Source organism: Flavisphingomonas formosensis (assembly GCF_009755815.1).
In the GTDB taxonomy this organism is placed as follows: domain Bacteria; phylum Pseudomonadota; class Alphaproteobacteria; order Sphingomonadales; family Sphingomonadaceae; genus Flavisphingomonas; species Flavisphingomonas formosensis.
In genome coordinates this window covers 460,976-483,192 of sequence record NZ_WRPK01000002.1, presented here as the reverse complement: position 1 = coordinate 483,192, position 22,217 = coordinate 460,976, and the positions used below count along the sequence as shown (strand labels likewise).

Below are 22,217 nucleotides of genomic sequence, written 5' to 3'. Positions count from 1 at the left end.
CGCTATAAGCTTTGGGCGTGGAGGCACCTCGCCGTCGCGCATTCTCCCCGCCACGCCGGGGTGAAAGAAAATTACCGCTGCGGCGCGACTCCGCCGCCCACCGCCTGGAACAGCGCCACCGTATCGGTCAGCCGGGCGGCCTTCGCCTGGACGAGCTGGGCATTGGCCTGGGCGTCGCTGGCGCTGGCGTTGAGCAGCGCCAGCGTGCCGACGCTGCCGAGCTCGAGCTGGCGGCGCGTGAAGCCCAGATTGCGGTCCGCCGCGTCGCTGGCCCGCGCCGCCGCGTCGAGCGCCTGGGCGTCGGTGCGCAGCCCGGTCAGCGCATCGCTCACGTCGGCAAAGGCCTGCAGCACGGCGGCGCGGTACTGCGCCTTGGCCGCCTCCAATGCGGCCTCCGCCGCCTTCTGCTGGTGCAGCAGGGCACCGCCATGGAAGATCGGCTGGGTCACGCCGCCGATCAGCGCCCAGAAGGGATTGCCGGTCGCGAACATGTCGGCGAAGCGGGTCGCTTCACCGCCGATATTCGCACTCAGCTGTATGCTGGGCAGCCGCGCCGCGATCGCCGCGCCGACGTCCGCGCCGGCACCGCGCATCTGCGCCTCGGCTGCGCGCACGTCGGGCCGGTTGGCGACGATCTGCGCGGGCAGCGCCACCGGCAGCGTATCGGGCAGGGTCAGGTCGGCAAGCGCCGGCAGCTTGGGCAGCGGCGATCCCGGCGCAATGCCGATCAGCATCGCGATCACCGCGCGCTGATGCTCGAGCTGGCGGGTGAGCGGCGGCAGCGCGGCCTCGGCATTGGCGAGCGCGGTCTCCTGCGCCGCCACGTCCGCCGCGCCGATCTCGCCCACCGCCTGGCGCACCTTCATCATGTGCAATATGTCGCGATTGTTGTGGATCGCATCGGTGGCCGCCTCCATCTGGGCCGCCAGCGCGCCCTGCTGGATCACGGCGGTCACGAGATTGGCGATCACCGTCGTGTGCGCGGCGGTCAGGCGATGCTGCGCGACCTCGGCCGCCGCGCGGGCAGAGAGGAGCTTGCTGCGTTGGGCGCCGAACAGGTCCAGCGGATAGGCAACCGAAAGCTGGGCGCTGTGCAGCGTGTAGAGATATTGGTCCGGATCGGGCAGCGGGTTGGAAAGCGTGCGTGACGTCCTGATCCGCTGCGCCTGATAGCCGGCGTCGATCTGCGGCAGCGAGGCTCCGGCCGTCGCCGCGGCCTGCTGGCGTGCCTGGCGCAGATTGGCTTCCGCGGTGGCGAGATCGTTGTTCGCGGCCAGCGCGCGATCCACCAGCGCATCGAGCAGCGGCGCATCGAACAAGCGCCACCAGTCGGCGCGTACCGCGGCGCCTGGCACCACCTGCTGGGCCGGGCCGGCAGCCGAAGGGATGGTGGCGGCGTTCGCCGGGGGAGGCAGCGAGATGGCGGTGGTGGGCGATTTCGGCCCCAGCGCGCAGGCCGAGGTCGCCAGCGCCAGCAGCGGGATCGCAGCGCGCTTCATGGCCGTCCTCCCGCCGGCCGGTGGCTAGGATCGTGCCCGACGAAGCGGCCGTGCGCGCCGCGTTCGTTCGGCCCGACATGGCGCGAGAAGCGGGCGATCAGCGTCGGCAGCACAAGCAGGATCAATGCCGGCGCCAGCGCCATGCCGCCGACCACGACGAGCGCGAGCGGTTTCTGGACCTGGCTGCCGATGCCCGTGGAAAGCGCCGCCGGCAGCAGGCCGATCGCCGCGGCGAGGCAGGTCATCACCACCGGGCGCAGGCACTGGCGCACCGTGGCCGCGATCGCCTCGCCGCGTGCCGCGCCATTGTCGATCGCATGATTGAACGTCGTCACCATCAGGATGCCGTCCATCGCGGCGATGCCGAACAACGCGACGAAGCCGATCGCCGCCGAGATCGAAAAGGCGGTGCCGGTCAACGCCAGCGCCAGCACGCCGCCGACGATCGCCATCGGAACCGCGCTGAACGCGAGCAACGTGTCCACCACCGAGGTGAAGTTGGCATAGAGCAGGATCAGGATCAGCAGCAGGCTGATCGGCACCACGATTTCCAGACGCGCCGTAGCGCTGGCGAGATTGCCGAGCTCGCCCGCCCATTCGAGATGATAGCCGGGCGGCAGATGGATGCCGCGCGCGATCCGCGCCTGCGCCTCGCCTACTGCGCCGCCCAGATCCCGGTCGCGCACGCTGAACTTGATCGGGACGTAGCGTTCCTGATGCTCGCGATAGATGAACGACGCGCCCGAGGTCAGCCTTACGTTCGCGACTTCGGACAGCGGCACCTGCACGAAACCCTGGCCGGTGGGCGAGGGCGCGCCGACGGTGATCCGCCGGATCGCTTCCAGGCTGTCGCGTTGCGCAGCCGAAAGGCGAACCACGATCGGGAAGTGCCGGTCGGTGCCATGTTCGTAGAGGTCGCCCGCGCTCTGCCCGCCGATCGCCGCGGCGATGGTGGTGTTGATGTCGTCCGGCGTCAGGCCGTAGCGCGCCGCAGCCGCCCGATCGATCTCGATCTGCACCGTCGGCTGGCCGAGCGAGTTGGAGATGCCGAGGTCGGCGATGCCGCGCACCTTCGCCATCTCGTCGCGTATCTGGTCGGCGAGGCGGGTCAGGGTCGCAAGGTCGGGGCCGAAGACCTTCACCGAATTGGCGCCCTTCACGCCCGAAGACGCCTCGTCGACATTGTCTTCGATATATTGCGAGAAATCGAGCTCGATGCCCGGATAGCGGGCGCTGAGCCTGGCCTGGAGATCCGCGGTCAGCTTTTCCTTGGTCATGCCGCTCGGCCATTCGTCGAACGGCTTCAGCGGCGTATAATATTCCGCGTTGAAGAAGCCGGAGGCGTCCGTGCCGTCGTCGGGCCGCCCGTGGGTCGAGACGACGGTCTGCACCTCGGGATAGCTGGCGATGATCTTGCGGATGGCGTTCACCGTCGGCTGCCCGGCCTCCAGCGAGATGGAGGGCGGCAGCGAGGCGCGGATGTAGAGATTGCCTTCCTCGAGGTGCGGCAGAAACTCGATGCCGAGCGAGCGCACCCCGATCACCGCGGCGGCCATCAGCAGCAGCGCGCCGCCGATCGTGAGCAGCCGATTGTTCAGCGTGAAGGCGGCAAGCGGATCGTACCAGCGGCGCAGCGTCCGCACGACCCGCGTCTCCACCTCGCTCACCTTGTCCGGCAGCAGCAGCGCGGAGAGCACGGGCGAGATGGTGAAGGTCGCGATCAGGCCGCCGCCGATGGCATAGGCGTAGGTCTTCGCCATCGGCCCGAAGATATGGCCTTCCACGCCGGTCAAGGTGAACAGGGGCAGGAAGCTCGCGATGATGATCGCGGCGGCGAAGAAGATGCCGCGGCTCACCTCGCTGGAGGCGTGGAGGATCGCGGAGAATCGGCTGGCCTGCGTCGCATGGCCGTGGCCCGCGGCGATGTTGGCGGATCGCTCCGCCATGTGCCGGTAGATATTCTCCACCATGATCACGCTCGCATCGACGACGAGGCCGAAATCGAGCGCGCCCACCGACAGCAGATTGGCGGACTCCCCCTGCGCGGTCAGGATCAGCACTGCAAAGGCGAGCGCGAAGGGGATGGTCGTCGCGACGATGATCGCGCTACGCAGATCGCCGAGGAACAGCCACTGCAGGATGAAGATCAACAGCACGCCCTCGATCAGGTTGTGCATGACGGTATGGGTGGTGAGATTGATCAGGTCGGACCGGTCGTAGATCCGCTCCAGCTTCACGCCCGGCGGCAGCACGCCGGAGCTGTTGATCGTCTCCACCTCCTGCTTCACCGCCTTGATCGTCGGCATCGATTGCGCGCCGCGCTGCATCAGCACGATGCCCATCACGATATCGTTGTCGCCATCCTGCCCGGCGATGCCGAGCCGCGGCTGATTGCCGATGTTCAGCGAGGCGACGTCCTTGAGGAAGACGGGCGTGCCATTGTCGCTCGTCACCAGCACATTCTCGATCTGCTGGGTCGACTGAATCAGGCCGACGCCGCGCACGATCGCGGCCTGCGGGCCGAAATTCACCGTCTGGCCGCCGACATTGCCGTCGCTCTTGCCGATCGCCGCGATCACCTGCCCGATCGTCGCGCCGTGGGCGATCAGCCGGTCATTGTCGACCACCACCTCATAGGTGCGCAGCTTGCCGCCCCAGCCGGTCACGTCGATCACGCCCGGTATCCGCTTGAAGCGGCGCTGCAGCACCCAGTCCTGCAGCGTCTTGAGGTCCATCACCGAATAGCCGGGCGGGGCGGTGATGCGATAGCGGTAAATCTCTCCGATCGGGCTGGTCGGCGAGATTTGCGGCTGCACGCCGCCGGGAAGCGCGCCGAGCTGGCTGAGCCGGCCGAGGACGAGCTGCTCCGCCTCCTGGAAGGTCACGTCGTAGCTGAACTGGATCTTCACGTCCGAGAGACCGAACAGCGAGATGGATCGCACCGCCGTGATATGCGGGAGGCCGGTGATCTGCACCTCGATCGGCGTGGTGATATTGCGTTCCACCTCCTCGGCGGAGATCCCGTTGCTCTGCGTCACCACCTCGACCATCGGCGGCACAGGGTCCGGATAGGCTTCGATGTTGAGATTGGCGAAGGCGAAGCCGCCGGCAGCGATCAGCGTCGCCAGCAGCATCAGGATGAGGATGCGCTGGCGGAGCGCGAACTCGACGACGCGGTTCATTCGCCGATGCCTGCCTCGTTCACGAACAGCGCGCCTGCGGTCACGATCCGCTCGCCCGGCTTGAGGCCTGCGCTGATCGTCTCATAGCCGCTGGCGCTGTCAGTGACGGTCACCGGCCGCGCATAGAGCAGGCCGTCCCGCCCGAGCACCCAGACGCGCGCGGTATCGCCCTCGTGGATCACCGCGCTGGCCGGCACCAGCACCGCCGATCCGCTGGCGGGCCGGCGGATGGCGAAGCTTGCGAACATCTGTGGCTTCAGCGCCTCGCCGGGATTGGTGACGGTGGCGCGCACCGGCAGGCGATGCGTCGCCGGATCGAGGCCTGCACCGATATTGTCGATCACCGCGTGGAAGACGCGGCCGGGATAGGCGGGGGTGGTCACGTCCACGCCATCGCCCAGGCGGACATTGGGGATGTCGCTTTCGGAAATCTGCGCGATCAGCCACACGGTCGAAAGATCGGTGATCGTCATCACCGGCTTGTCGCCGCCGGCGGTGACATATTGTCCTGGGGCGACGTCGCGCGTGGCGATCGTGCCGTTCACAGGCGCATGATAGGTGGTGCGCGCATAGATGCCGGCCACCTCGCCGGCAGCCTCCAGCCGCTTCACCTCGTCCGGAGTCTTGCCGAGCAGGGCGAGCTTGTCGCGCGACGCTCCCAGCGCGGCATCGGCGCTGCGCATCGTCGAACGGGCGGCTATCAGGTCGCTCTCCGCCTGGCGATAATCCTTCAGCGCGCCGCCCGCTGTCTGGAAGATCGCCTGCTGCCGTTTCGCATTATCCTCCGCCATCTTGAGCTGCGCGGCGGCGGTCGCCCGCTGTGCGGCGGCGGAGAACAGCGTGTTGCGCGCATCGACGAAGTCGGACGAGGCGATCTTGAGCAGCGGCTGGCCGCGCGTCACGCGCTGGCCGGCCTGGACGAACACGTCGGTCACCTGACCCGAATAGGGCAGCACGACCGGCGTCGAATGATCTTCGTCCACCGAGATGACACCGGTCGCATCCACCATGCCGGCGTTGGAACCGATGCGCACCGTCTGGATCTTGAGCTCGCCGAGCTGCTCCTGCGTCGGGCGGAACGACCCGGGCGGCAATGCCGGCGGGGTGACTTCGGCGGGTTTGAGCAGCAGGTGAACGAGCGATGCGATCACCACGATCGCGACCAGAACCGCCGCACCTATCGCAAGCAGGCGGATCTGCTCGGTTTTGCCGAGCGTGCGGGCGGGCGGCAGGTCACCCGCCGGTTCTGTGTTCAACATGGAAGTCGCTGTACTCCGGGCGATCAGCGCAGGATCGCGCACGAGCATAGTTCCATCGACTTACCGCAGCCTTACGGGCGCATTACAGCATGGTACGAAAACCGCGGAAATCGGCCACCGCGGCGGCGTTCGCCCGGAAATCCCGCCGGCTCGCAAATCGGGCCATCGATGCGTCTTCCGGCGCACGCGAGATATGGCCATGTCGTAGGCCAGCTGTTAGCGATGGTCGCAAACCGACGGGCCGGGGCGCATTGGGTGTCGAAATGCGTCATTTCGATAAGCGGGGAGAAGGATATGCGGAAAGTCAGGCTTCGGGCGGGCATGTTTCTGGCGCCCTTCCATCCACTCGACGAATCGCCGACGCTCACCTTCGAGCGAGATCTGGAGCTTGCCCGCTATGCGGACGAACTCGGCTTCGATGAATTCTGGTACGGCGAGCACCATACCGGCGCCTATGAGAACAGCCCCTCGCCGGAGCTCATGATCGCTGCCGCGGCGCAGCGCACCAAGCGGATCAAGCTTGGCACGGGGGTCATCTCGCTGCCCTATCATAACCCGCTGATGACGGCGAACCGCATCGCCCAGCTCGATCACCTTACCTTCGGCCGGCTGATCTTCGGCGCCGGCCCGGGCCTGCTCGTCAGCGACGCGCACATGCTCGGCCTCGACGCGCGCGAATCCCGCGACAAGCTGGATCGTGGCCTCTCCGTCATTACGCGGCTGCTGCGCGGTGACTGGGTCACGGAGAAATATGACGGCTGGTACGATCTGCGCGACGCGCACACCCAGACGCTGCCGATGAACCCGGAGATGGAGATATGCGTCGCCAGCTCCTTCTCGCCCAATGGCGGCGTGCTCGCGGCGAAATATGGCGCCGGCATGCTCTGTCTCGCCTCCACCAGCATCGGCGGTTTCGACGCGCTTACCACCAACTGGCAGATCGCCTGCCAGAAGGCCGCCGAGGATGGACGCGTGATGTCGCCGGCCAGCATGCGCTGCGCCACCGACATGCATATCGCGGAGACCCGCGACAAGGCGATGGATCAGGTCCGTGCCGGCTATGAGAAGTGGCTGCTCTACATCAAGAACCAATCCGAGCAGTTGCCGGATTCGCCCGCCCACTTGACGCTGGAGGACCTGATCGAGCGCAATGAGATCGTCGTGGGCACGCCCGACGACGCCATCGCCCAGATCCATCGGCTGGAGCAGAAGGTGCCTGATTTCGGTTGCCTGCTGCTGCTCGACAAGAATTGGTCGAGCATGGAGCATAAGAAGAATTCGATGGAGATGTTGGCGCGCTACGTGCTGCCGGCGATCAACGGCGACAATCGCAACCGCCAGAAATCCTTCGATTGGGCGCGCGAGAACCGCGACGGCTTCATCGAAACGATCATGAGCGCCAATCAGCGCGCGTTCGAGAAACACGCGGCGGAGAACCGCCAGTCGGCGGCCTGATCGGCCGCCCCCAAATTTTTAAGACAGAGGACAGACGATGCTTTTGAAGGACAAGGTCATCATCATCACCGGCGTCGGCCCGGGCATGGGCCAAGCGATGGCGAAGATCGCGGCGGCGGAAGGCGCGAAGGTCGCGATGGGCGCGCGCCGCCAAGCGTATCTCGATCAGGTGAAGGCCGAGATCGAGGCCGCGGGCGGCCAGGCGATCGCGGTGGCGACCGACGTGTCCGACCGCGCCCAATGCGATGCCCTCGTCGCCGCGACAGTGGCGGCGTTCGGCCGCGTCGATGGTCTCGTCAACAGCGCCTATGCCGCCGGCGAGAACGGCACGTTCGAAAATGCCGACATCGAAAGCTGGGCGAACACGATCGATGTCGCCGCGCTCGGTGCCGCGCGCATGGCGCAGGCGGTGGCGCCGCACATGAAGAAGCAGGGCGGCGGAGCGATCGTCAATGTCGCCACCATGCAGTCGCTGAAGCCGCTCCCCGGCGGCTCGCTGTCCTATGCCATCGCCAAGGGCGCGATGGTCACCGCCTCGCGCCAGCTCGCGGCCGAGCTCGGTCCCGACAATATCCGCGTCAATGCGCTGCGCATGGGTTGGCTGTGGGGCGAGCCGGTGAAAAACGCGCTGAAGGGCATGGCCGAGCATAGCGGCGCCAGCGTCGACGACATCGTCAAGGGCGTCGCCACCAACATCCCGCTGAGGGTGATCCCGCCGGAGGAGGAGTGCGGCAAGACCGTGCTCATGTTCGTGTCGGATTACACGAAGATGGTGACGGGCGCCGTCCTCGACGTGAACGGCGGCGAGTGGATGGCACCGTAAATGACGAGTTCGCGCATTTCGTCATCCCGGACTTGATCCGGGATCCATTCGCCACAGCGTTGCCGATGAGACGCGACGCTGCGGCGAATGGATCCTGACTTCCGTCAGGACGACGAAGGGCAAGTCAAACGGAGGGGATCATGAGCGACGACGGCATTGCGATCACCAACCTGCTCTATCGTTATGCGGAGCTGATCGATGCGGGCGATTTCGCCGGGGTCGCCGATCTGTTCGAGCATGCCGCCGTCTCCGTCGGCGGCGAGATACTGCATGGCGCCGGGCCGATGCTGCGGCTGTGGAATGCCCACACCAAGCTGCATACCGACGGCACGCCGCGCACCAAGCATGTCGTCACCAACCCGATCGTCGAATTCTCCGACGATCGCTTGAAGGCGACGGCGCGATCCTATTACACGGTGCTGCAGGCGACCGACATCGTCCCGCTCCAGGTCATTGCCGCAGGCCGCTATCATGACAGCTTCGACAAGGTCGACGGCACATGGCGCTTCGCCACCCGCGACTATTCGATGCTCGACCTCAAGGGCGATCTGCGCGACCATCTGCTGATACTGCCGCAATAGGGCGCTTTTCCGTCATGCCGAACGCGTTTTCGGCATGACGGCAATGTTCAAGCCGGCTCTTCGACGGCCTGGCAGATGTCGATCCACTGGGCGCCGGTCAGCGCCGCGAGGCGGTCGGGCGCGAGGCAGACGGAAGCGGTACGCGATCCGGCTGCGGGATAGACGCGGTCGAATGCCTTCAGCGAAACGTCGCAATAGATGGGAAGCGGTGTGGCGAGGCCGAAGGGGCAGACGCCGCCCACGGGGTGGCCCGTGATCGCCTCCACTTCGTCGGCACCGAGCATGCGGGGACGATCGCCCAGCGCAGCCTTGGTCTTGCGGTTGTCGATGCGGGCGTCGCCGCGCGTGACGACCAGGACGACCCGGTCCTTCACGCGCAGCGACAAGGTCTTCGCGATCCTCCCCGGCTCGACGCCCAGCGTCGCGGCCGCCTCGGCGACGGTCGCGGTGCTGGCCGCCTGCTGGATGATCGCGACGTCAGGCGCCTCCTTCGCGAAGAAGGCGCTGACAGAGGCCAGGCTCATCAGCCGTTGAGCTTGTCCTTGATCGCCTTCGCCGGGGTAAAGCCGAGCTTCTTGGCGGCCGCGATCTGGATGGTGGCGCCGGTCGCCGGGTTGCGGCCCTCACGGGCGGCGGTGGCCTTCACCTTGAACTTGCCGAAGCCCGGGATCGAAACTTCGTCGCCCGCAACGACGGCGTCGGCGATGGCGGCGAAGGCGGTGTCGACGAGCTTCTTCGCGTCGGTCTTGGTAAGGCCGTTGGCGGTGGCGATCTTGTCCGCGAGGTCAGCAGCGTTCATTTTTTCGTCCTCCTTGTTGTGTTCAGCGCGCCGCTTAGCGGCCAATTGCGGGCAAGGTCCAGCACTTGCAGCGTGAAAACCCGTGAAAAGGCCCGTTTTCGGTCGGATTTCGCGCCAAAGCGCGGCTCCGGACACGAATTCTGATGGGTCTTGCCGGATAATTGGCGGCTCCGGACAGGTCGAACGCCTCCGCAAGAAGCCGCCATGATCGTCGCCGTGCGTCGCCCGGAACGATCATGTCCTGCACCATGATCTCTTCGACGCCGGTTTCCCCGGCCATCGCGAGCAGCCGAGCCCGAACCTCATCCGGATCGCCGATCACGAAGCGCGGCCAGGGTTCCTGCTCGGCCGGCGGCACGCTGCCCAGCGCTCCGATCGCGGTCTCGATGCTGGCCAGCCGCTTTCCGATCCGGCCCTGGGCGAGGCTGGCATACATGTGCCGCACCGGCATCGCCAGCCGCTCGGCCTCGGCCCGCGTTTCCGCGCAGATCACATGGACGGCCAGGATCGCCTCCGGTGATCGCACGCCGGCGGGTGAGCGGGCGGCCTCGAAATGCTGGCGATAGCTGCGCATCGCGCTCACGGCCCGCTCGGGGGCGATGAAACCAGCGAATACGTAGCGCAGGCCGAGCAGCCCTGCGAGGCGCGGGCTCGCATCGCTGGACCCGAGCAGCCACAGCATCGGCATCTCGGCCATGTCGGGCATCACCTGAACGGTGGCGAAGGGATGGTCCTTCGGCATGTCCTGCGCCACCCAGGCCGCCAGTTCCACCATCTGTTCCCGGTGGTCATCCACCCGCCGCTGGGTGCGGTGGCGCATCAGCGCGACGTCCGCCACGGGCCCGGCGAAGGCGCGTCCTGTGCCGAGGTCGATCCGTCCAGGAAACAGCGCCGCCAATGTGCGAAACTGCTCCGCGACCTTCAGCGGACTATAATGGTTGAGCAGCACCGCGCCGGATCCGACCCGGATGCGCTGCGTCTCGCCCGCGATCACCGGGATCAGCACCTCCGGCGCCTGGCTGCCGACGCTGCCCGCGCCATGATGTTCGGCCAGCCAGTAGCGCGTGAAACCGAGCGCTTCGGCCTCCTGTGCGAAGCCGATCGCGTCCCGCACCGCCTGCTGTGGCGTGCGGCCTTCCATCACTGGGCAGACGTCGACGATCGAAAGCCTCATTCGAGACTTTCCACATAATCCTTGGCCTGCTTGAGGCCCATGCCGGTTTCGTCTCGCACCAGCTTGATCGCGTTGATCTTCTGTCCCCGGGCGAGCAGCGGCATCACCCGGGCGCGCAAATCCTCGGCCACCGCTGATGTGGAAGGAGGCGTGGGCGGGATCGGCGCGGCGGGTGCGAGCGGCATCCGCGGTTGTTCCGCGCCGCGCGCGCCCATCAGCGGATCCCGCGGCGTCTGCCGCCGGAACGCGGCCAGCGCCAGCAGCAGGAAGACGATCGCCAGTGCGATCAGGATCGGCATCGGTACGTACAAGCGGCCTCTCCCATCGTGGGCCGGGGAGGATATCGGCGCACTGCCGCACAGGGAAGCAGCTTCGACCGCGGCGATGACCGGAAGCATCGGCCGGATGCCGGCTGCCACAAGGCGCCGCGCCGGACAGGCCGACTCCACCCGGCTATCGATCCCGGGGATCGCGCAGAGCAAGGAGCCGCCCATGATCACGGTCGCCCTTTGGACATTGGGTCTTGTCGGCCGCGCCGCCATTCCCGCCATCCATTCCCACCCCCGCATGCGCCTGGTGGGTGCCTGGACGCATTCGGCGGAGAAGGATGGCGCGGATATCGGCACGCTCGCCGGGATCGATCCGATCGGCATCGCGGCCGGCCGCGATATCGACGCGTTGATCGCGCTCCGGCCCGATTGCGTCCTCTATGTGCCGCAATTTCCCGACGCCGATCATATGGCGCGGCTGCTGGAGGCCGGCATCAACATCGTCTCCACGTCCTATTTCATGAACGGCCGTGCTTTCGGCCCGGAAGGCCATGCCCGCATCGCCGCGGCTGCGATGCGCGGCCGCGCATCGATCTATGGCACGGGCATCAATCCCGGCTTCGCCAACATATTGGGCCTCGTCGCGACGCAGGGCTGCCGCCGCGTCGACCGTGTCACCGTGCTGGAATCGGTGGATTGCACCAACTACGCCTCGGTCGGCACCTGGGAGGCGATGGGCATCGACCGGCCGATCGGCGATCCCACCGTCGCCGCCTTCATGAAGCAGTCGACGCCCTCCTTCCATGAGGCGGTGGAGATGATGGCCGATGCCCTCGACGTCCGGCTCGATGGCGAGGTGCGCTTCGACGTCGAGTTCGCCGCAGCGACCGAGACGATGGACCTCGGCTTCATGACCATCCGGGAGGGCCATATCTCGGCTCTGCGCGGCACCTGGTCGGGCTGGGTGGGTGGCAAGCCCTTCATCGCGCTCAAGGTCGCCTGGAAGCTCGGCTACAAGCATACGCCCGACTGGCCGATCGAGCATGGCTATCTGGTCGAGATCGAAGGCGATCCCAATATCCGCTGCCGCTACGAGCCGGTCGGCGCCACCATGTTCGATCCCGCGCTGATCACTGCGATGCCCGCCGTCCATGCGATCCCCGCGGTCTGCGCCGCCGCGCCCGGCATCGTCACCGCGGCGGATCTGCCGCTGATCGTGGCGCGCGATTGCGGTCCGGCACGCGCCTGACCGTCCGCCGCTGCGCGGCCGGAACAAGTCGTTAACCAAGCTGCGCTATGTCCGCTTCATGGGCAGCGCACGCGCGGACATGCTGAAACGAACCTATATCCGCCTCGCGCAGGCGGCACCGGGCTGGCTGGCGCCGGGGGGCGTCTTTTCGTCCGCGGCGCGTGCTCCGCATGGCTGGCGGCGATGGGCGGCCAGCCTTGGCGCCATCTATCATATCGACCGCATGATCGCGCTCGACATTCCCTGGTGGAACGTCGCCGCGACGGTGGAGATCGAACGCTTTCTCGCGGCGCGGCCCGGTGCCAGCGTATTCGAATATGGCAGCGGCGCCAGCACGCTCTGGCTGGCGCGCCGCGCCGCCCGGATCGTCTCGGTCGAGCATGATGCCGCCTGGGCCGAAAAGCTGTCCGTGCGCCTGGCCGGCAAAAACCATGTGACGCTTCTGTCCGCGGGCTTTGACCATATGGGCGATCCCGCGCTCCAGCCCTATGTCCGGGCGATCGCGCCGACCGGTCAGCATGATCTCATCGTCGTCGATGGCCGGCTGCGCACGGCCTGTCTCGACGCCGCCATCCCCCATCTCAAGACCGATGGGCTGCTGCTGTTCGACGATAGCGGGCGCAGCCGCTATCGTGCCGCCATAGGGGCTTGCGGTTTGGCCGAGCGTCGGCTGCACGGCCTCTCCTATTGCGTGCCCTATCCGGACAGTACCAGCCTGATGACGCATCGGCGCGGCTGATGGGGGCGGGGGAGAGGCTGCACGCGGCGCTCGGTTCGCTCCATCGCCGGCCAAGGCTGCGGCGCGCACTGGCGATTCTGCTGCTCGCGCTGGCCGCCCTGTTCCTGATCCGCAGCGTCCGCGTGGCCAGTGCGCCGATCCTGCTCGCGGCGCTCGATCCCACCCATTTTGCCCTGCTCGGCGGTATCGCGCTGGTTTATGCGGGCCTGCTTGGACTGTTGGCGAGGGCCTGGTCGCTGGTACCGGCTTCGAGAGGACGGGCAATCGGCTGGCGCGAGGCGGTGGCGGTCTATGGCGTTTCGATCCTGCCCAAATATCTGCCGGGATCGGTGCTGCAATATGGCTCGCGCCAGTTGCTCGGGCAGTCGCGCGGCTGGGATGGGCCGGGAATGGGCCGGGCCTCGCTCCTCGAGGTTACGCTTCATCTGCTTTGTTGCTCCGCCGTCGCGCTGCCGCTGCTGCTCGCTGCAGGGGCGCCACGGCATGGCCTTGCCGTGATGGCGGGTGCCATCCTGCTTGCGGCGCTGCTGCTCGTCCGCCTGGTTCGCGGGGCGCTCGCCGGGCGCCTTATAGTGCGCTGTGCCGCGTTGCAGCTCGGCTTCTTCGCAGGTGTCGCTGCCTTGGCCGCGGTCGCGGCGCTGAGCCTAGCCGTTCCGCCTGCTGGTCTCTGCGCTGCCGGCGGCCTCTTTCTCCTCGCCTGGCTGGCCGGCTTCGTCGTGCCGCTCGCTCCGGGCGGACTCGGCGTTCGCGAGGCGGCGGGCATCGCGCTGCTGGCGCCAGTGATGGGCATGGAGGCGGCGCTGCTGCTCCTCGCTTCGATGCGCCTCGCCATGCTTGCCGGAGATGCGCTGATCGCCCTCGTCGCGCTGCGCCTGCTCGGCCTGCGTTCCGATGCCCCGGTTCCGGCTTGATCCTCGCAAGCCGCAGAAGGCTTCAGGATCCAGTATCCATCGGCAGCAGTGCCTCCACGCCGCGTATGATATTCTCTCGTCCGAACATGTCCAACGCTCCGCTCCATTGCGCGTCGGGCTCGGCGGACATGCGCAGCAGCAGCGCCTTGTCCTGCGCGCCGAGCGTGTCGTCGCCAATGGCAAGGGCGTGGAGCGATGCCGCCTCGCCCTTGGCGGAGATCCGCACCATCAGCAGCGCCATCGACACGCGGCCCACCCAGTTGGCAGCGATCAGCAGGGGCGTTCCGGACAGCCCCGCCCGATCCAGGATGCGCACCAGAGGCATCCACACCTTGAGCCAGCTCGGCGTCACCGCCCCATCCCATTTGATCAGCCGCAGGCCGATCGGGTAGCGCATGAACATCGCATAAAGCCGGTCCACCCAGGCGAGCAGCGCGTCGCGCCAGGGCAGCGTCTCGGCGGGCGGATCGAAGCTGCTGAAGATCTTGCCCGCGGCCGCGTCGAGCAGCGCCTCGCGGCTCGGGAAATAGGTGTAGAGTGTCATCGCCGACGCGCCGAGCCGCTGCGCGAGCTTGCCCATGGAGAAGGCAGCGGTGCCTTGTTCCTCCAGCATCGCCAGCGCCGTCGACAAGATCTGTTCGCAGTCGAGCAGCTTGGGCCGCCCGCGCTGCCTGCGGCCGCGCGGTGCCGGTGGCGCGGCGGGGTCGGGCGGGAAGGTCCGGTCTGCGGCGCTGCTCATCACGCCATCTAAGGCGAAACCGGGCTGTAAAGAAACATCCGTCCGCACCTTCCTTCAGCCGCGCAGCAGATGGTCCTGCGCCTGCCGAGATCGCCCCGGCCCGAGCTTCGACAGGCTCAGGCCACCAGGGGAAGGTTCGTATCTCCGCTCTGCAGCTTCATTCGGCGGCCTCGGCATAGACGGTCCCGCCCGGTGGCTGCGGTGCGATATGCTCGCCTGGAAAGCGCCCGGTAAATTCGCCACGAGCGAAGGTCGCGACGCCGTTGACGAGCGTCAAGCGCACCGGCGCCGGCGCGCGGCTGTAGCGATAGGTGCAGCCGCCTGCGCCGTCTGGCACGTCATAGGATTTGAACTCCGGCCGACGGTCGATCTCGTCGAGCCGGAAGACGGTGATGTCCGCCTTCTTGCCCGATGCGAGCGTGCCGCGTTCCGGCAGGAAGCCGAAATGATCGGCGATCTGGCCGGTGAGCAGATGGACTGCCTGTTCGATCGTCAGTCGCTGCGTATCCCGAACGTACCGGGTGAGCAGCAGCACATTGTCGCCGATCCCGCAGAACATCTTCCCGTGCGCACCGGCGTCGGAAATGTTGCCGATCGATTTGGAGTCGTGGAGCAGATACTCCATGGCCTCCTCGTTCTTCGCCGCTTCTTCCATCCGCAGGTTGGAATAGACGCCGTTGTCGATCACCCAGTCCGCCAGCGCATCGGACGGGTGGGCGTAGCCGCGCTCCTCCATGAACTGGTGCAGTGTGATGCCGGTCGGCCCGGCATTGGTCTCGCTGTCGAACAGCTCGAAAGCGTCCGGACTCTTGGCGCGGGACACGTCGCGAATGCTGTCCCAGGACATGCGGGCGCGGGCGCGCCATGCGGGATCGGCGAGCAGCGCCAGCTTGGCATCTTCGGTCGGCGCCTCGACGATCTCGTTCCAGACATAATTGTTGGTCTGTGCCCAGACGAGCGAGTTGATGAAGCCCACGAGCACGGTCGGGGCGACGTGATGATAGCCCGTCCAGATGTCGAAGCCGGCGGCCTTGCGCTTCTCGTGCAGCGCCTTGGCGCCCTCGAACAGGCGGGACTGATAGCCGAGATTGGGCACTGCACCCGCAAACTGGGCGCGGATCGGGCGACCTTCCAGCAGCCGCTCGATGCGGGCCATTGTATCGGCCGCATCGACGCGCATAATATAGTCGACGATCACCTGGAGCTGGCGGCCGGGATGACGCTCCAGCACGTCGAGCAGCGCGGTCCATTCGGCATCGTCGGCGCGCTTGCTCGGCACCGGCCGATCGCGATTGTCATTGTCGAGCAGGTTGGAGGAGAGGCCGATAGCGCCCGCGGCGAGCGCATCGTCGAGCAGCTCGCACATGCGGCCTATCTCGGCCGGGGTCGCCGCCCGCTCCCAGGCCTCCAGCCCCATTACCGCGAGCCGGATCGCGATGTGGCCGACATAGGAGGCGAAGTTCACCGGCAGCTTGACGTTGCGCTTCAGCGAGCTGCGATATTCACCCCATGTCCGCCAGTCCCAAGGCAGGCGGTTGAGGAAGGGTTCCTTGGGAATATCCTCGAAGAAGGAGAAAATGCTTACCATCTCCTCGCGCACCCGCGCGTCGTCATGCACCGGCGCGGCGGTAAAACCGCAATTGCCGTTGACGGAGGTCGTGACGCCATAGCCCGGCATCGGCTCCATCGACGGCAGCCACCACATCGGTCCGTCGAAATGGTTGTGCGTCTCCATGAAGCCCGGGGTGACGTAGCACCCCGATGCATCGACGACCTGCTCGGCGCCCTGGCGCTCCAGATCGGGGCCGATTTCCGCGATCCTGTCGCCAGTCACGCGCACGTCCGCCCGAAATGCAGGCGCACCGGTGCCGTCGACGACCGTTCCGCCCTTGATGAGGAATCCGCGATTCATCGCTCTCTCCTTCGTGCTGGAGGACGCCGAAGCTGTGCCAGCGCCGCCGAATCGTTATTTATATGCCTTACGAATATTCCGGAGGACCCGGCTGTCAAGCGCCCGAAGGCGGATACGCCTCCGGCGTCGATCTTGGCTTCGATTCTAAGCCGCCAGGCCTTCTCGCTTCCACAAGCACGCATTGCGTCCGCATCGTACGGCACGCCATCCGCCTGCCGCCGTCAGGCGGCGGTTCAGCAGATCGTAGCTTTGCGGCTCCAGCGTGCGGCTTAGATAAATATAGTCATATTGTCCGCGCGGCAGCGGCCCCTTGCCCGAGAAATAGCGGGTTGCCTGCTCCATACGCTGCGTCTCCGACTGGAAATGGGTCGCACGCGGCGACGCATAAACCGATCGGTTGCCCAGTATCGCCGCCCAGGTGTCGACGCCGTGCTTGACGAAAGGCAGGGCGGGATATTGCAGCACGATGGCGTCGGTGGGCGTGTCGTTGCGGAGATAGCTGAGCACGGAAAGATCGTCAGCGGGGATGCGAACTTGCCAAGACTCAGTGGAATGGACGAGCCAGATACTGTCGAGCACCGGCGTCGCGAGACCGAGCGCGAGGAACGGCGTAGCGGCGGTCGCCCATTGACGGGGGAAACGCTGCTTGCCGTCCGTTTCGTCGAGTAGCCATGCCAGGCCGATGGTCATGCCAAGATACGGCAGCAGCGCGTCGCGGAGCTGGAATTCCATCACGAGACGCGGGTTGTCGATCAACGACACACCGATGAGTGTCACGAGACCACTTGCCACCAATGTCGTGGCGAAACGCAGCATTTGCAGCTGTGCTCCCGCTGCGATCTGCCGTTTCCAGCCTCGCCCAATCCCGGCCAGACCGATCAGGCTGACGCCATAGAGCAGCGGCAATGCGATTGCTGCCAGCAGGAGGCGCTGCCAAGCCGGCAGAACATATGCAGGGAACTCGAAGATCGGGCTGGCGAGCCCGCTTTGCCCCGCCCCTGGCCCAACGATATGGAAAATCAGCGGCACGCTCAGTGCCAGTAGCCCCATCGCGGCAATCTCGCCGGCGCGGCGCGCGAGCGGGATGCGATCATCGAGCAACCGCATGATCGCATAGGCGCACAAGCAGCCAAGCCCGAACAGCGTCGAGACCGCACCTGCACTGACCAAGGGGGCCAGCGCGAGCAGATGGAGTGCTTTGGCGTCGCGCTCCGTCTGCGCCTGGATGAGGCCCCAGCTCAGCAGTCCCGCCAGCATCCATTGGTGATGCGGAGTGTAAAGTGAGAGGCGGAATGGCAACGAGCCGCTCAGAAGTCTGGCGTACATGGTGGTTATGTCCATTTCGGTCGCCACCGCCCAGATGTCGCCATGTCTGGCCAGCAGCGCCGCAAACCCCGCAGGCGACGGCGACAACCAGCAGAGCAGGGCGAACAGCGCTGTCCAGCCTGCGCTGGTCCCGGCCGTGCGCAGCAGCCCGTAGACCAGCAGCCAGAAGGCGAAGGTCTGGACAAGGCCGCTCGCGATCAGCGCGCCGGGCGTATCTCCGTGCAGCTTCGCGCCGATCGCCGGGATGGTATGGAAGAACCAATAATAAGCGAGCGGCCCACCTCCGGCGAAGATATCCTGCGCCGGCAGGCCGTAATTCGCTATCCCGTTGACATGGCCAAGATGCTTGAAGCCGTCGGCATTGAACCAGGCGTGGACGATCAGACCGTCCGGACGCTGATCGATCGCGCCCCGGGTCAGCGCTGCCGCGGCGATCGTGATCAGCGCCGGCACGACGATCGACCAGGGTTCGATCCGCTCGGGCCACGCCAGCGATGCGCTGCCGCGCAGCAGCCATGCCGCCACGGCCAGCACGAGTGTCACTGCCATCGTCCAGCGCACGTCCATCCCGCCGGGCACCATCAGCGCGATCAGCGCGCCGAGCAGCACGACCAGGAACTGACTGGCGAAACCGGCCGCCGCATAGCTCCAGATCGGCCGTTTCCGATCCGCTGCGAGGATCCATCCAGGAAGGCTCAGGAAGGCGAACACCGCGATCGCGGTGGCAAGGGGCATCAGCATCCGGTCCCGGATCCTTCATCGAGGTGCAGGGCCGCTTAGCGTTAACACTTGTTATACGGCAACGCCGTTAAGAACCGGAAGGGATCATTCCGGGGACATCGATGACCTTCCAGCCAGCTCTAGACGCTTTCACGGGCATGCGACCGACAGTGTCCGTCGTCGTTCCTTTTCTGAACGAAGTTGACACATTGGCAGCGTTGTACGGACAGATTGCCGCGGTGCTGGAGGGCGAATGCGTTTCCTACGAGGTCGTCTTCGTCAACGACGGCAGCACGGATGGCAGCGAGGCGGTGTGCCGAGCGCTCGCCACCGAGCATGCTGAAGTGGTGTTGATCAACTTCCGTCGCAATTTCGGCAAATCTGCCGCGCTATCCGCTGGTTTCCGCGAGGCGCGGGGCGAGATCATAGTCACGATGGATGCCGATCTGCAGGATGATCCGGCGGAGCTGCCACGTTTCCTGGCCGCCATCCGCGATGGTGCGGACGTCGTCTGCGGCTGGAAGAAGATACGCAACGATCCGCCGCTAAAGGTTTGGCCGTCGCGGCTGTTCAACGCGGTCGTCAATCGCAGCTTCGGCTTGGAGCTCAGCGACCATAATTGCGGATTCAAGGCCTATCGCGCAGAGGCGCTGGCCAATCTCAACCTCTATGGCGAGCTGCATCGTTTCGTGCCCGCGCTGCTGCAGTCGCGCGGCTTTCGAATCCGGGAGCTCGCCGTGCAGCATCATCCGCGCCGTTTCGGCAACTCAAAATTCGGCACCGGCCGCCTCGTGAAGGGCGCGCTCGATCTCCTGACGGTCATGCTCACCACCCGCTTCGCGACCCGGCCACTGCACATTTTCGGCACGGTCGGCCTGCTCATGTTGACGGCGGGCATGTTGAGCCTGTCCTATCTCGTCCTGCTCTGGTTGATGGGCATGGGGCCGATCGGCAATCGGCCACTGCTGTTCTTCGGCATCCTGCTGATGCTGTTCGGCGGGCAGCTCATCAGCACCGGGCTGATCGCCGAGCTGGTGCTTGCCCGATCGATCGACGAGAAGGCGAAATATGACATTCGCGATCGGGTTCGCCGCATTGATGGTCCGATCGAGAAAATACGCATTGCCGCCTGATCTTGGCGCCATTTTTCTGCTGTCGTCCAATAATTCCCGACTGACGTCGGAGACGATGGGCGTTGTCCTGCCCGAATTCGCCCGGTAGGATCCATCGTGTCGGCGGATCCGGGCCGGATGTGGACGGATCTTCTGGCGAATAGTCAGTCGAGACCTGAAACAGGCAGGGGATTTGTAATGCGTAAGACGGTAACATTTGCGTGCGTGGCGGCTTCTGTTTTGCTGCTCGGTGCCTGCTCCGGCAACAAATCGGACAGCGGCAGTGTGGAGGGCAACGGGGCCGCTTCTGCGGATGCCAGTTCCGCCGCGTCTCCATCCGCACCGTCGGCCGATGCCGGTGCGCCTGCGTCGCCCAAGCAGGGCCTCTGGGAAATGAAGATCACCGCGGCTTCGGCGCCGCAGCCCCAACTCATGACCGTGTGCGTAGGCGCGCCCGCCCCGGGTACAAACGGCTTTGCGCCACCGCCTTCCGCGGGCCAGACCTGCACCAAGAATGCCGTCACCAAGACAGCGACGGGCTATGACATCGAATCCGAATGCACGTCGAACGGCATGACGATGGCCAGCAAGGGCACCGTCTCCGGCGACTTTTCGAGCGATTATAAGATCGACATGAGTTCGAAGATCAGCGGTGCCAACATTCCCCCCGCTGCGCAGCAGGAAATGAAGACCAGCATCGAGGCGCATTATAAGGGCGCCTGCCCGGCAGACATGAAGCCGGGTCAGGTCAAGCGCGGCTGACACGGACAGGAGGAAGGCGGGCCGCCTTCCTCCGCTTCGCGTGCCGGCGCGGCCGCGTCAGGCCGCCGCAGAGGCCGCCGGGATCTCTGCCGCCATATCCGCCATGTCGAGCACCGCCAGATAAGCGAAGACCATGCTCGACCCGATCGGATTTCCTCCACCCGGATAGGCCGTGCCGCTGACCGCGGCCATCGAATTGCCCGCCGCATAGAGGCCGTGGATCACGCGGCCCTCGGTATCCAACACGCGTGCCTTCTCGTCGGTTTTGAGGCCGCCCTTGGTGCCGAGATCAGACAGGCCGAATGCCGCAGCGTGGAAGGGCGCCTTCACGATCGGCGCCAGCGGCGGCCGATCGTTGGTGAAGAGCCGGTCGAACGCTTCCACACCTCGCTCGAACTCCGGATCCTCGCCCTGGTCGGCATGACCGTTGAAGCGCGCGACCGTCTCGGCCAGCGCGTCGCCCGGCACGCCGATCGTCTCGGCCAGATCGGCCAGGGTCGGCGCGTCGACCCACAAACCCTTGGCGCGATAATCGGCCGGATCGGCGAAGGGCAGGTTGGGGAACTGGATCGGCGGCATGCCCCCGTCGCGATCGTCATAGACCAGCCAGAAGGGCAGGGTGAGCCGCCCGTCGGCCATCTGGTCGATGATCTCCCGGCCGGCCCGATCATAGGGCAGCGATTCGTTGAGGAAGCGCCGCCCGTGCTGGTTGACGAAGATGCCCCCGTCGAAGCCGAGCGTGAAGCTCGCCGTCCCATCCGGCTGCATGAGCCCGGGGGACCACCATCCCTGGTCCATCAGGTCCACGTCGGCGCCGACTGCGATGCCGGCGAGGATCGGCAGGCCGGTGTTGCTTGGTGGCCCCATCGCGCCGGAGATATTGCCCGGCACGCCATAGCGCGCGCGCATGTCGCGATTATGCTCGAACCCTCCGGCGGCGACCACGACGCCGCGCCGCGTGCGGATGCGTCGCGATCCCTCTGCCGTGTGCACCACGGCGCCCGTCACCCGATCGCCCTCGCGCACGAACTCGACGAGCTCGCTGTTCAGCCGCAGCTCGGCATTGGCCTTTTCCTGAAGCGCCAGCAGGAAGCGTCCGATCAGCGCCTGGCCGCCCCACAATTCCTCCGGGGCCGGCTGGCCGCGCCGCTCCTCGCCCAGGCCTGGGCGCAGCACCGCCTTGAGCGGCCCGAGCGCCGCTGCCGGCAGCAGCATCGGCGCGATGTGCCGTCCGCCCGCCCGTGCCTTGGGCATGCGCCCGAAATAGTCGGGCCAGGGATAGATTACGAACTGCAGCAGCGGATCCTGCTCGAGATAGTCGATCAGCGGCGCGCCGGTATCGAGATAGGCATCCTGAAGCGCGCGCGGCGTGCGTGTGCCGACGCAGGCGCGATAATATTCGCGCGCATCCTCCATGGTATCGTCGTCGCCGGCCCGACGTAGTGCGGCATTGCAGGGAAACCACATCCCCCCGCCCGAATAGGCGGTGGTGCCGCCGAACTTGTCGCTGTTCTCGACAAGGATGACATGCAGCCCCTCACGCGCCGCGACATAGGCGCCGGTCATCCCGCCCGCGCCAGAGCCGACGACCAGAATGTCGCATTCCTCGTCCCACGCCATCGTCGTGGCCATCCTTTCCTCTCCTTCGCGAATGCCCGAGTGGGAGCATGTCCGCGCTGCGAAATCCAGCCTCATGCCGCGCAATC

19 protein-coding genes are annotated in these 22,217 nt (G+C 66.3%); 8 read left to right on the top strand and 11 right to left on the bottom strand.

Translation table 11 applies throughout. The features are described from left to right. Positions 1-71: 71 nt before the first annotated feature. The 3 genes from GQY20_RS08310 to GQY20_RS08300 are packed head-to-tail and all read right to left on the bottom strand — an operon-like array spanning position 72 to position 5,940. Positions 72-1,499 carry an efflux transporter outer membrane subunit gene (locus GQY20_RS08310; RefSeq protein ID WP_157216588.1) on the bottom strand — a complete coding sequence of 476 codons (1,428 nt, stop codon included), beginning with the start codon at positions 1,497-1,499 and terminating at the stop codon, positions 72-74. Then, entirely contained in the window at positions 1,496-4,681 is a 3,186-nt protein-coding gene (locus GQY20_RS08305) for an efflux RND transporter permease subunit (RefSeq protein WP_157216587.1), read from the bottom strand. The genes GQY20_RS08310 and GQY20_RS08305 overlap by 4 nt, the downstream gene beginning before the upstream one ends. Continuing rightward, complete coding sequence (locus GQY20_RS08300; RefSeq protein ID WP_157216586.1) at positions 4,678-5,940, bottom strand: efflux RND transporter periplasmic adaptor subunit; 1,263 nt, start codon at positions 5,938-5,940, stop codon at positions 4,678-4,680. Before GQY20_RS08300 ends, GQY20_RS08305 begins: the two co-directional genes overlap by 4 nt. A gap of 294 nt (positions 5,941-6,234) precedes the next feature. On the opposite strand from GQY20_RS08300, the gene GQY20_RS08295 reads away from it, so the two are divergent. The 3 genes from GQY20_RS08295 (at position 6,235) to GQY20_RS08285 (ending at position 8,799) form a co-directional block, all read left to right on the top strand. Continuing rightward, on the top strand, positions 6,235-7,395 hold the full coding sequence (locus GQY20_RS08295) for an LLM class flavin-dependent oxidoreductase (protein ID WP_157216585.1): 1,161 nt from the start codon (positions 6,235-6,237) through the stop codon (positions 7,393-7,395). 37 nt (positions 7,396-7,432) lie between these two features. After that, complete coding sequence (locus tag GQY20_RS08290) at positions 7,433-8,218, top strand: SDR family oxidoreductase (RefSeq protein ID WP_157216584.1); 786 nt, start codon at positions 7,433-7,435, stop codon at positions 8,216-8,218. 140 nt (positions 8,219-8,358) lie between these two features. After that, complete coding sequence (locus tag GQY20_RS08285; protein ID WP_157216583.1) at positions 8,359-8,799, top strand: nuclear transport factor 2 family protein; 441 nt, start codon at positions 8,359-8,361, stop codon at positions 8,797-8,799. A 47-nt stretch (positions 8,800-8,846) separates the two neighbouring features. Here the strand turns inward: GQY20_RS08285 and GQY20_RS08280 are convergent, their stop codons facing one another. Genes GQY20_RS08280 through GQY20_RS08265 form a run of 4 tightly spaced genes read right to left on the bottom strand, consistent with a single transcriptional unit; the run spans position 8,847 to position 11,083 of the window. Further along, positions 8,847-9,323 carry a YbaK/EbsC family protein gene (locus tag GQY20_RS08280; RefSeq protein WP_157216582.1) on the bottom strand — a complete coding sequence of 159 codons (477 nt, stop codon included), beginning with the start codon at positions 9,321-9,323 and terminating at the stop codon, positions 8,847-8,849. Further along, the gene (locus GQY20_RS08275; RefSeq protein ID WP_269769727.1) at positions 9,323-9,643 is read right to left on the bottom strand and encodes an HU family DNA-binding protein; all 321 of its coding nucleotides are present in this window, start codon (positions 9,641-9,643) and stop codon (positions 9,323-9,325) included. Before GQY20_RS08275 ends, GQY20_RS08280 begins: the two co-directional genes overlap by 1 nt. Further along, positions 9,633-10,772: an LLM class flavin-dependent oxidoreductase gene (locus GQY20_RS08270; protein WP_157216580.1), complete on the bottom strand. Its 1,140-nt coding sequence runs from the start codon at positions 10,770-10,772 to the stop codon at positions 9,633-9,635. Before GQY20_RS08270 ends, GQY20_RS08275 begins: the two co-directional genes overlap by 11 nt. Next, the gene (locus GQY20_RS08265) at positions 10,769-11,083 is read right to left on the bottom strand and encodes a ribosomal protein L7/L12 (RefSeq protein WP_198350873.1); all 315 of its coding nucleotides are present in this window, start codon (positions 11,081-11,083) and stop codon (positions 10,769-10,771) included. The genes GQY20_RS08270 and GQY20_RS08265 overlap by 4 nt, the downstream gene beginning before the upstream one ends. Positions 11,084-11,264: 181 nt before the next feature. On the opposite strand from GQY20_RS08265, the gene GQY20_RS08260 reads away from it, so the two are divergent. The 3 genes from GQY20_RS08260 to GQY20_RS08250 are packed head-to-tail and all read left to right on the top strand — an operon-like array spanning position 11,265 to position 13,940. Continuing rightward, positions 11,265-12,290 (top strand): NAD(P)H-dependent amine dehydrogenase family protein, encoded by a 1,026-nt coding sequence (locus GQY20_RS08260; protein WP_157216579.1) that lies wholly within the window; start codon positions 11,265-11,267, stop codon positions 12,288-12,290. Between the two features lie 58 nt (positions 12,291-12,348). Next, on the top strand, positions 12,349-13,029 hold the full coding sequence (locus tag GQY20_RS08255) for a class I SAM-dependent methyltransferase (RefSeq protein WP_198350872.1): 681 nt from the start codon (positions 12,349-12,351) through the stop codon (positions 13,027-13,029). Further along, positions 13,029-13,940: a hypothetical protein gene (locus GQY20_RS08250; protein WP_157216577.1), complete on the top strand. Its 912-nt coding sequence runs from the start codon at positions 13,029-13,031 to the stop codon at positions 13,938-13,940. The genes GQY20_RS08255 and GQY20_RS08250 overlap by 1 nt, the downstream gene beginning before the upstream one ends. A 22-nt stretch (positions 13,941-13,962) precedes the next feature. On the opposite strand, the gene GQY20_RS08245 is transcribed toward GQY20_RS08250, so the two are convergent. The 3 genes from GQY20_RS08245 to GQY20_RS08235 form a co-directional block, all read right to left on the bottom strand. Further along, positions 13,963-14,679: a TetR/AcrR family transcriptional regulator gene (locus GQY20_RS08245; protein WP_157216576.1), complete on the bottom strand. Its 717-nt coding sequence runs from the start codon at positions 14,677-14,679 to the stop codon at positions 13,963-13,965. Positions 14,680-14,836: 157 nt separating this feature from the next. Continuing rightward, a complete protein-coding gene (locus GQY20_RS08240; RefSeq protein WP_157216575.1) occupies positions 14,837-16,591 on the bottom strand; it encodes an N-acyl-D-amino-acid deacylase family protein in 1,755 nt (584 codons plus the stop codon). Positions 16,592-16,735: 144 nt separating this feature from the next. Then, a complete protein-coding gene (locus GQY20_RS08235; protein ID WP_157216574.1) occupies positions 16,736-18,658 on the bottom strand; it encodes a hypothetical protein in 1,923 nt (640 codons plus the stop codon). A gap of 101 nt (positions 18,659-18,759) precedes the next feature. Here GQY20_RS08235 and GQY20_RS08230 point away from each other — a divergent pair, with 101 nt between their 5' ends. After that, entirely contained in the window at positions 18,760-19,770 is a 1,011-nt protein-coding gene (locus GQY20_RS08230; protein ID WP_332836082.1) for a glycosyltransferase family 2 protein, read from the top strand. A gap of 177 nt (positions 19,771-19,947) precedes the next feature. Beyond that, on the top strand, positions 19,948-20,511 hold the full coding sequence (locus GQY20_RS08225; protein WP_198350870.1) for a DUF3617 domain-containing protein: 564 nt from the start codon (positions 19,948-19,950) through the stop codon (positions 20,509-20,511). Between the two features lie 57 nt (positions 20,512-20,568). Here the strand turns inward: GQY20_RS08225 and GQY20_RS08220 are convergent, their stop codons facing one another. Next, entirely contained in the window at positions 20,569-22,143 is a 1,575-nt protein-coding gene (locus GQY20_RS08220; protein WP_232475946.1) for an FAD-binding protein, read from the bottom strand. Between the last annotated feature and the right edge of the window lie 74 nt (positions 22,144-22,217).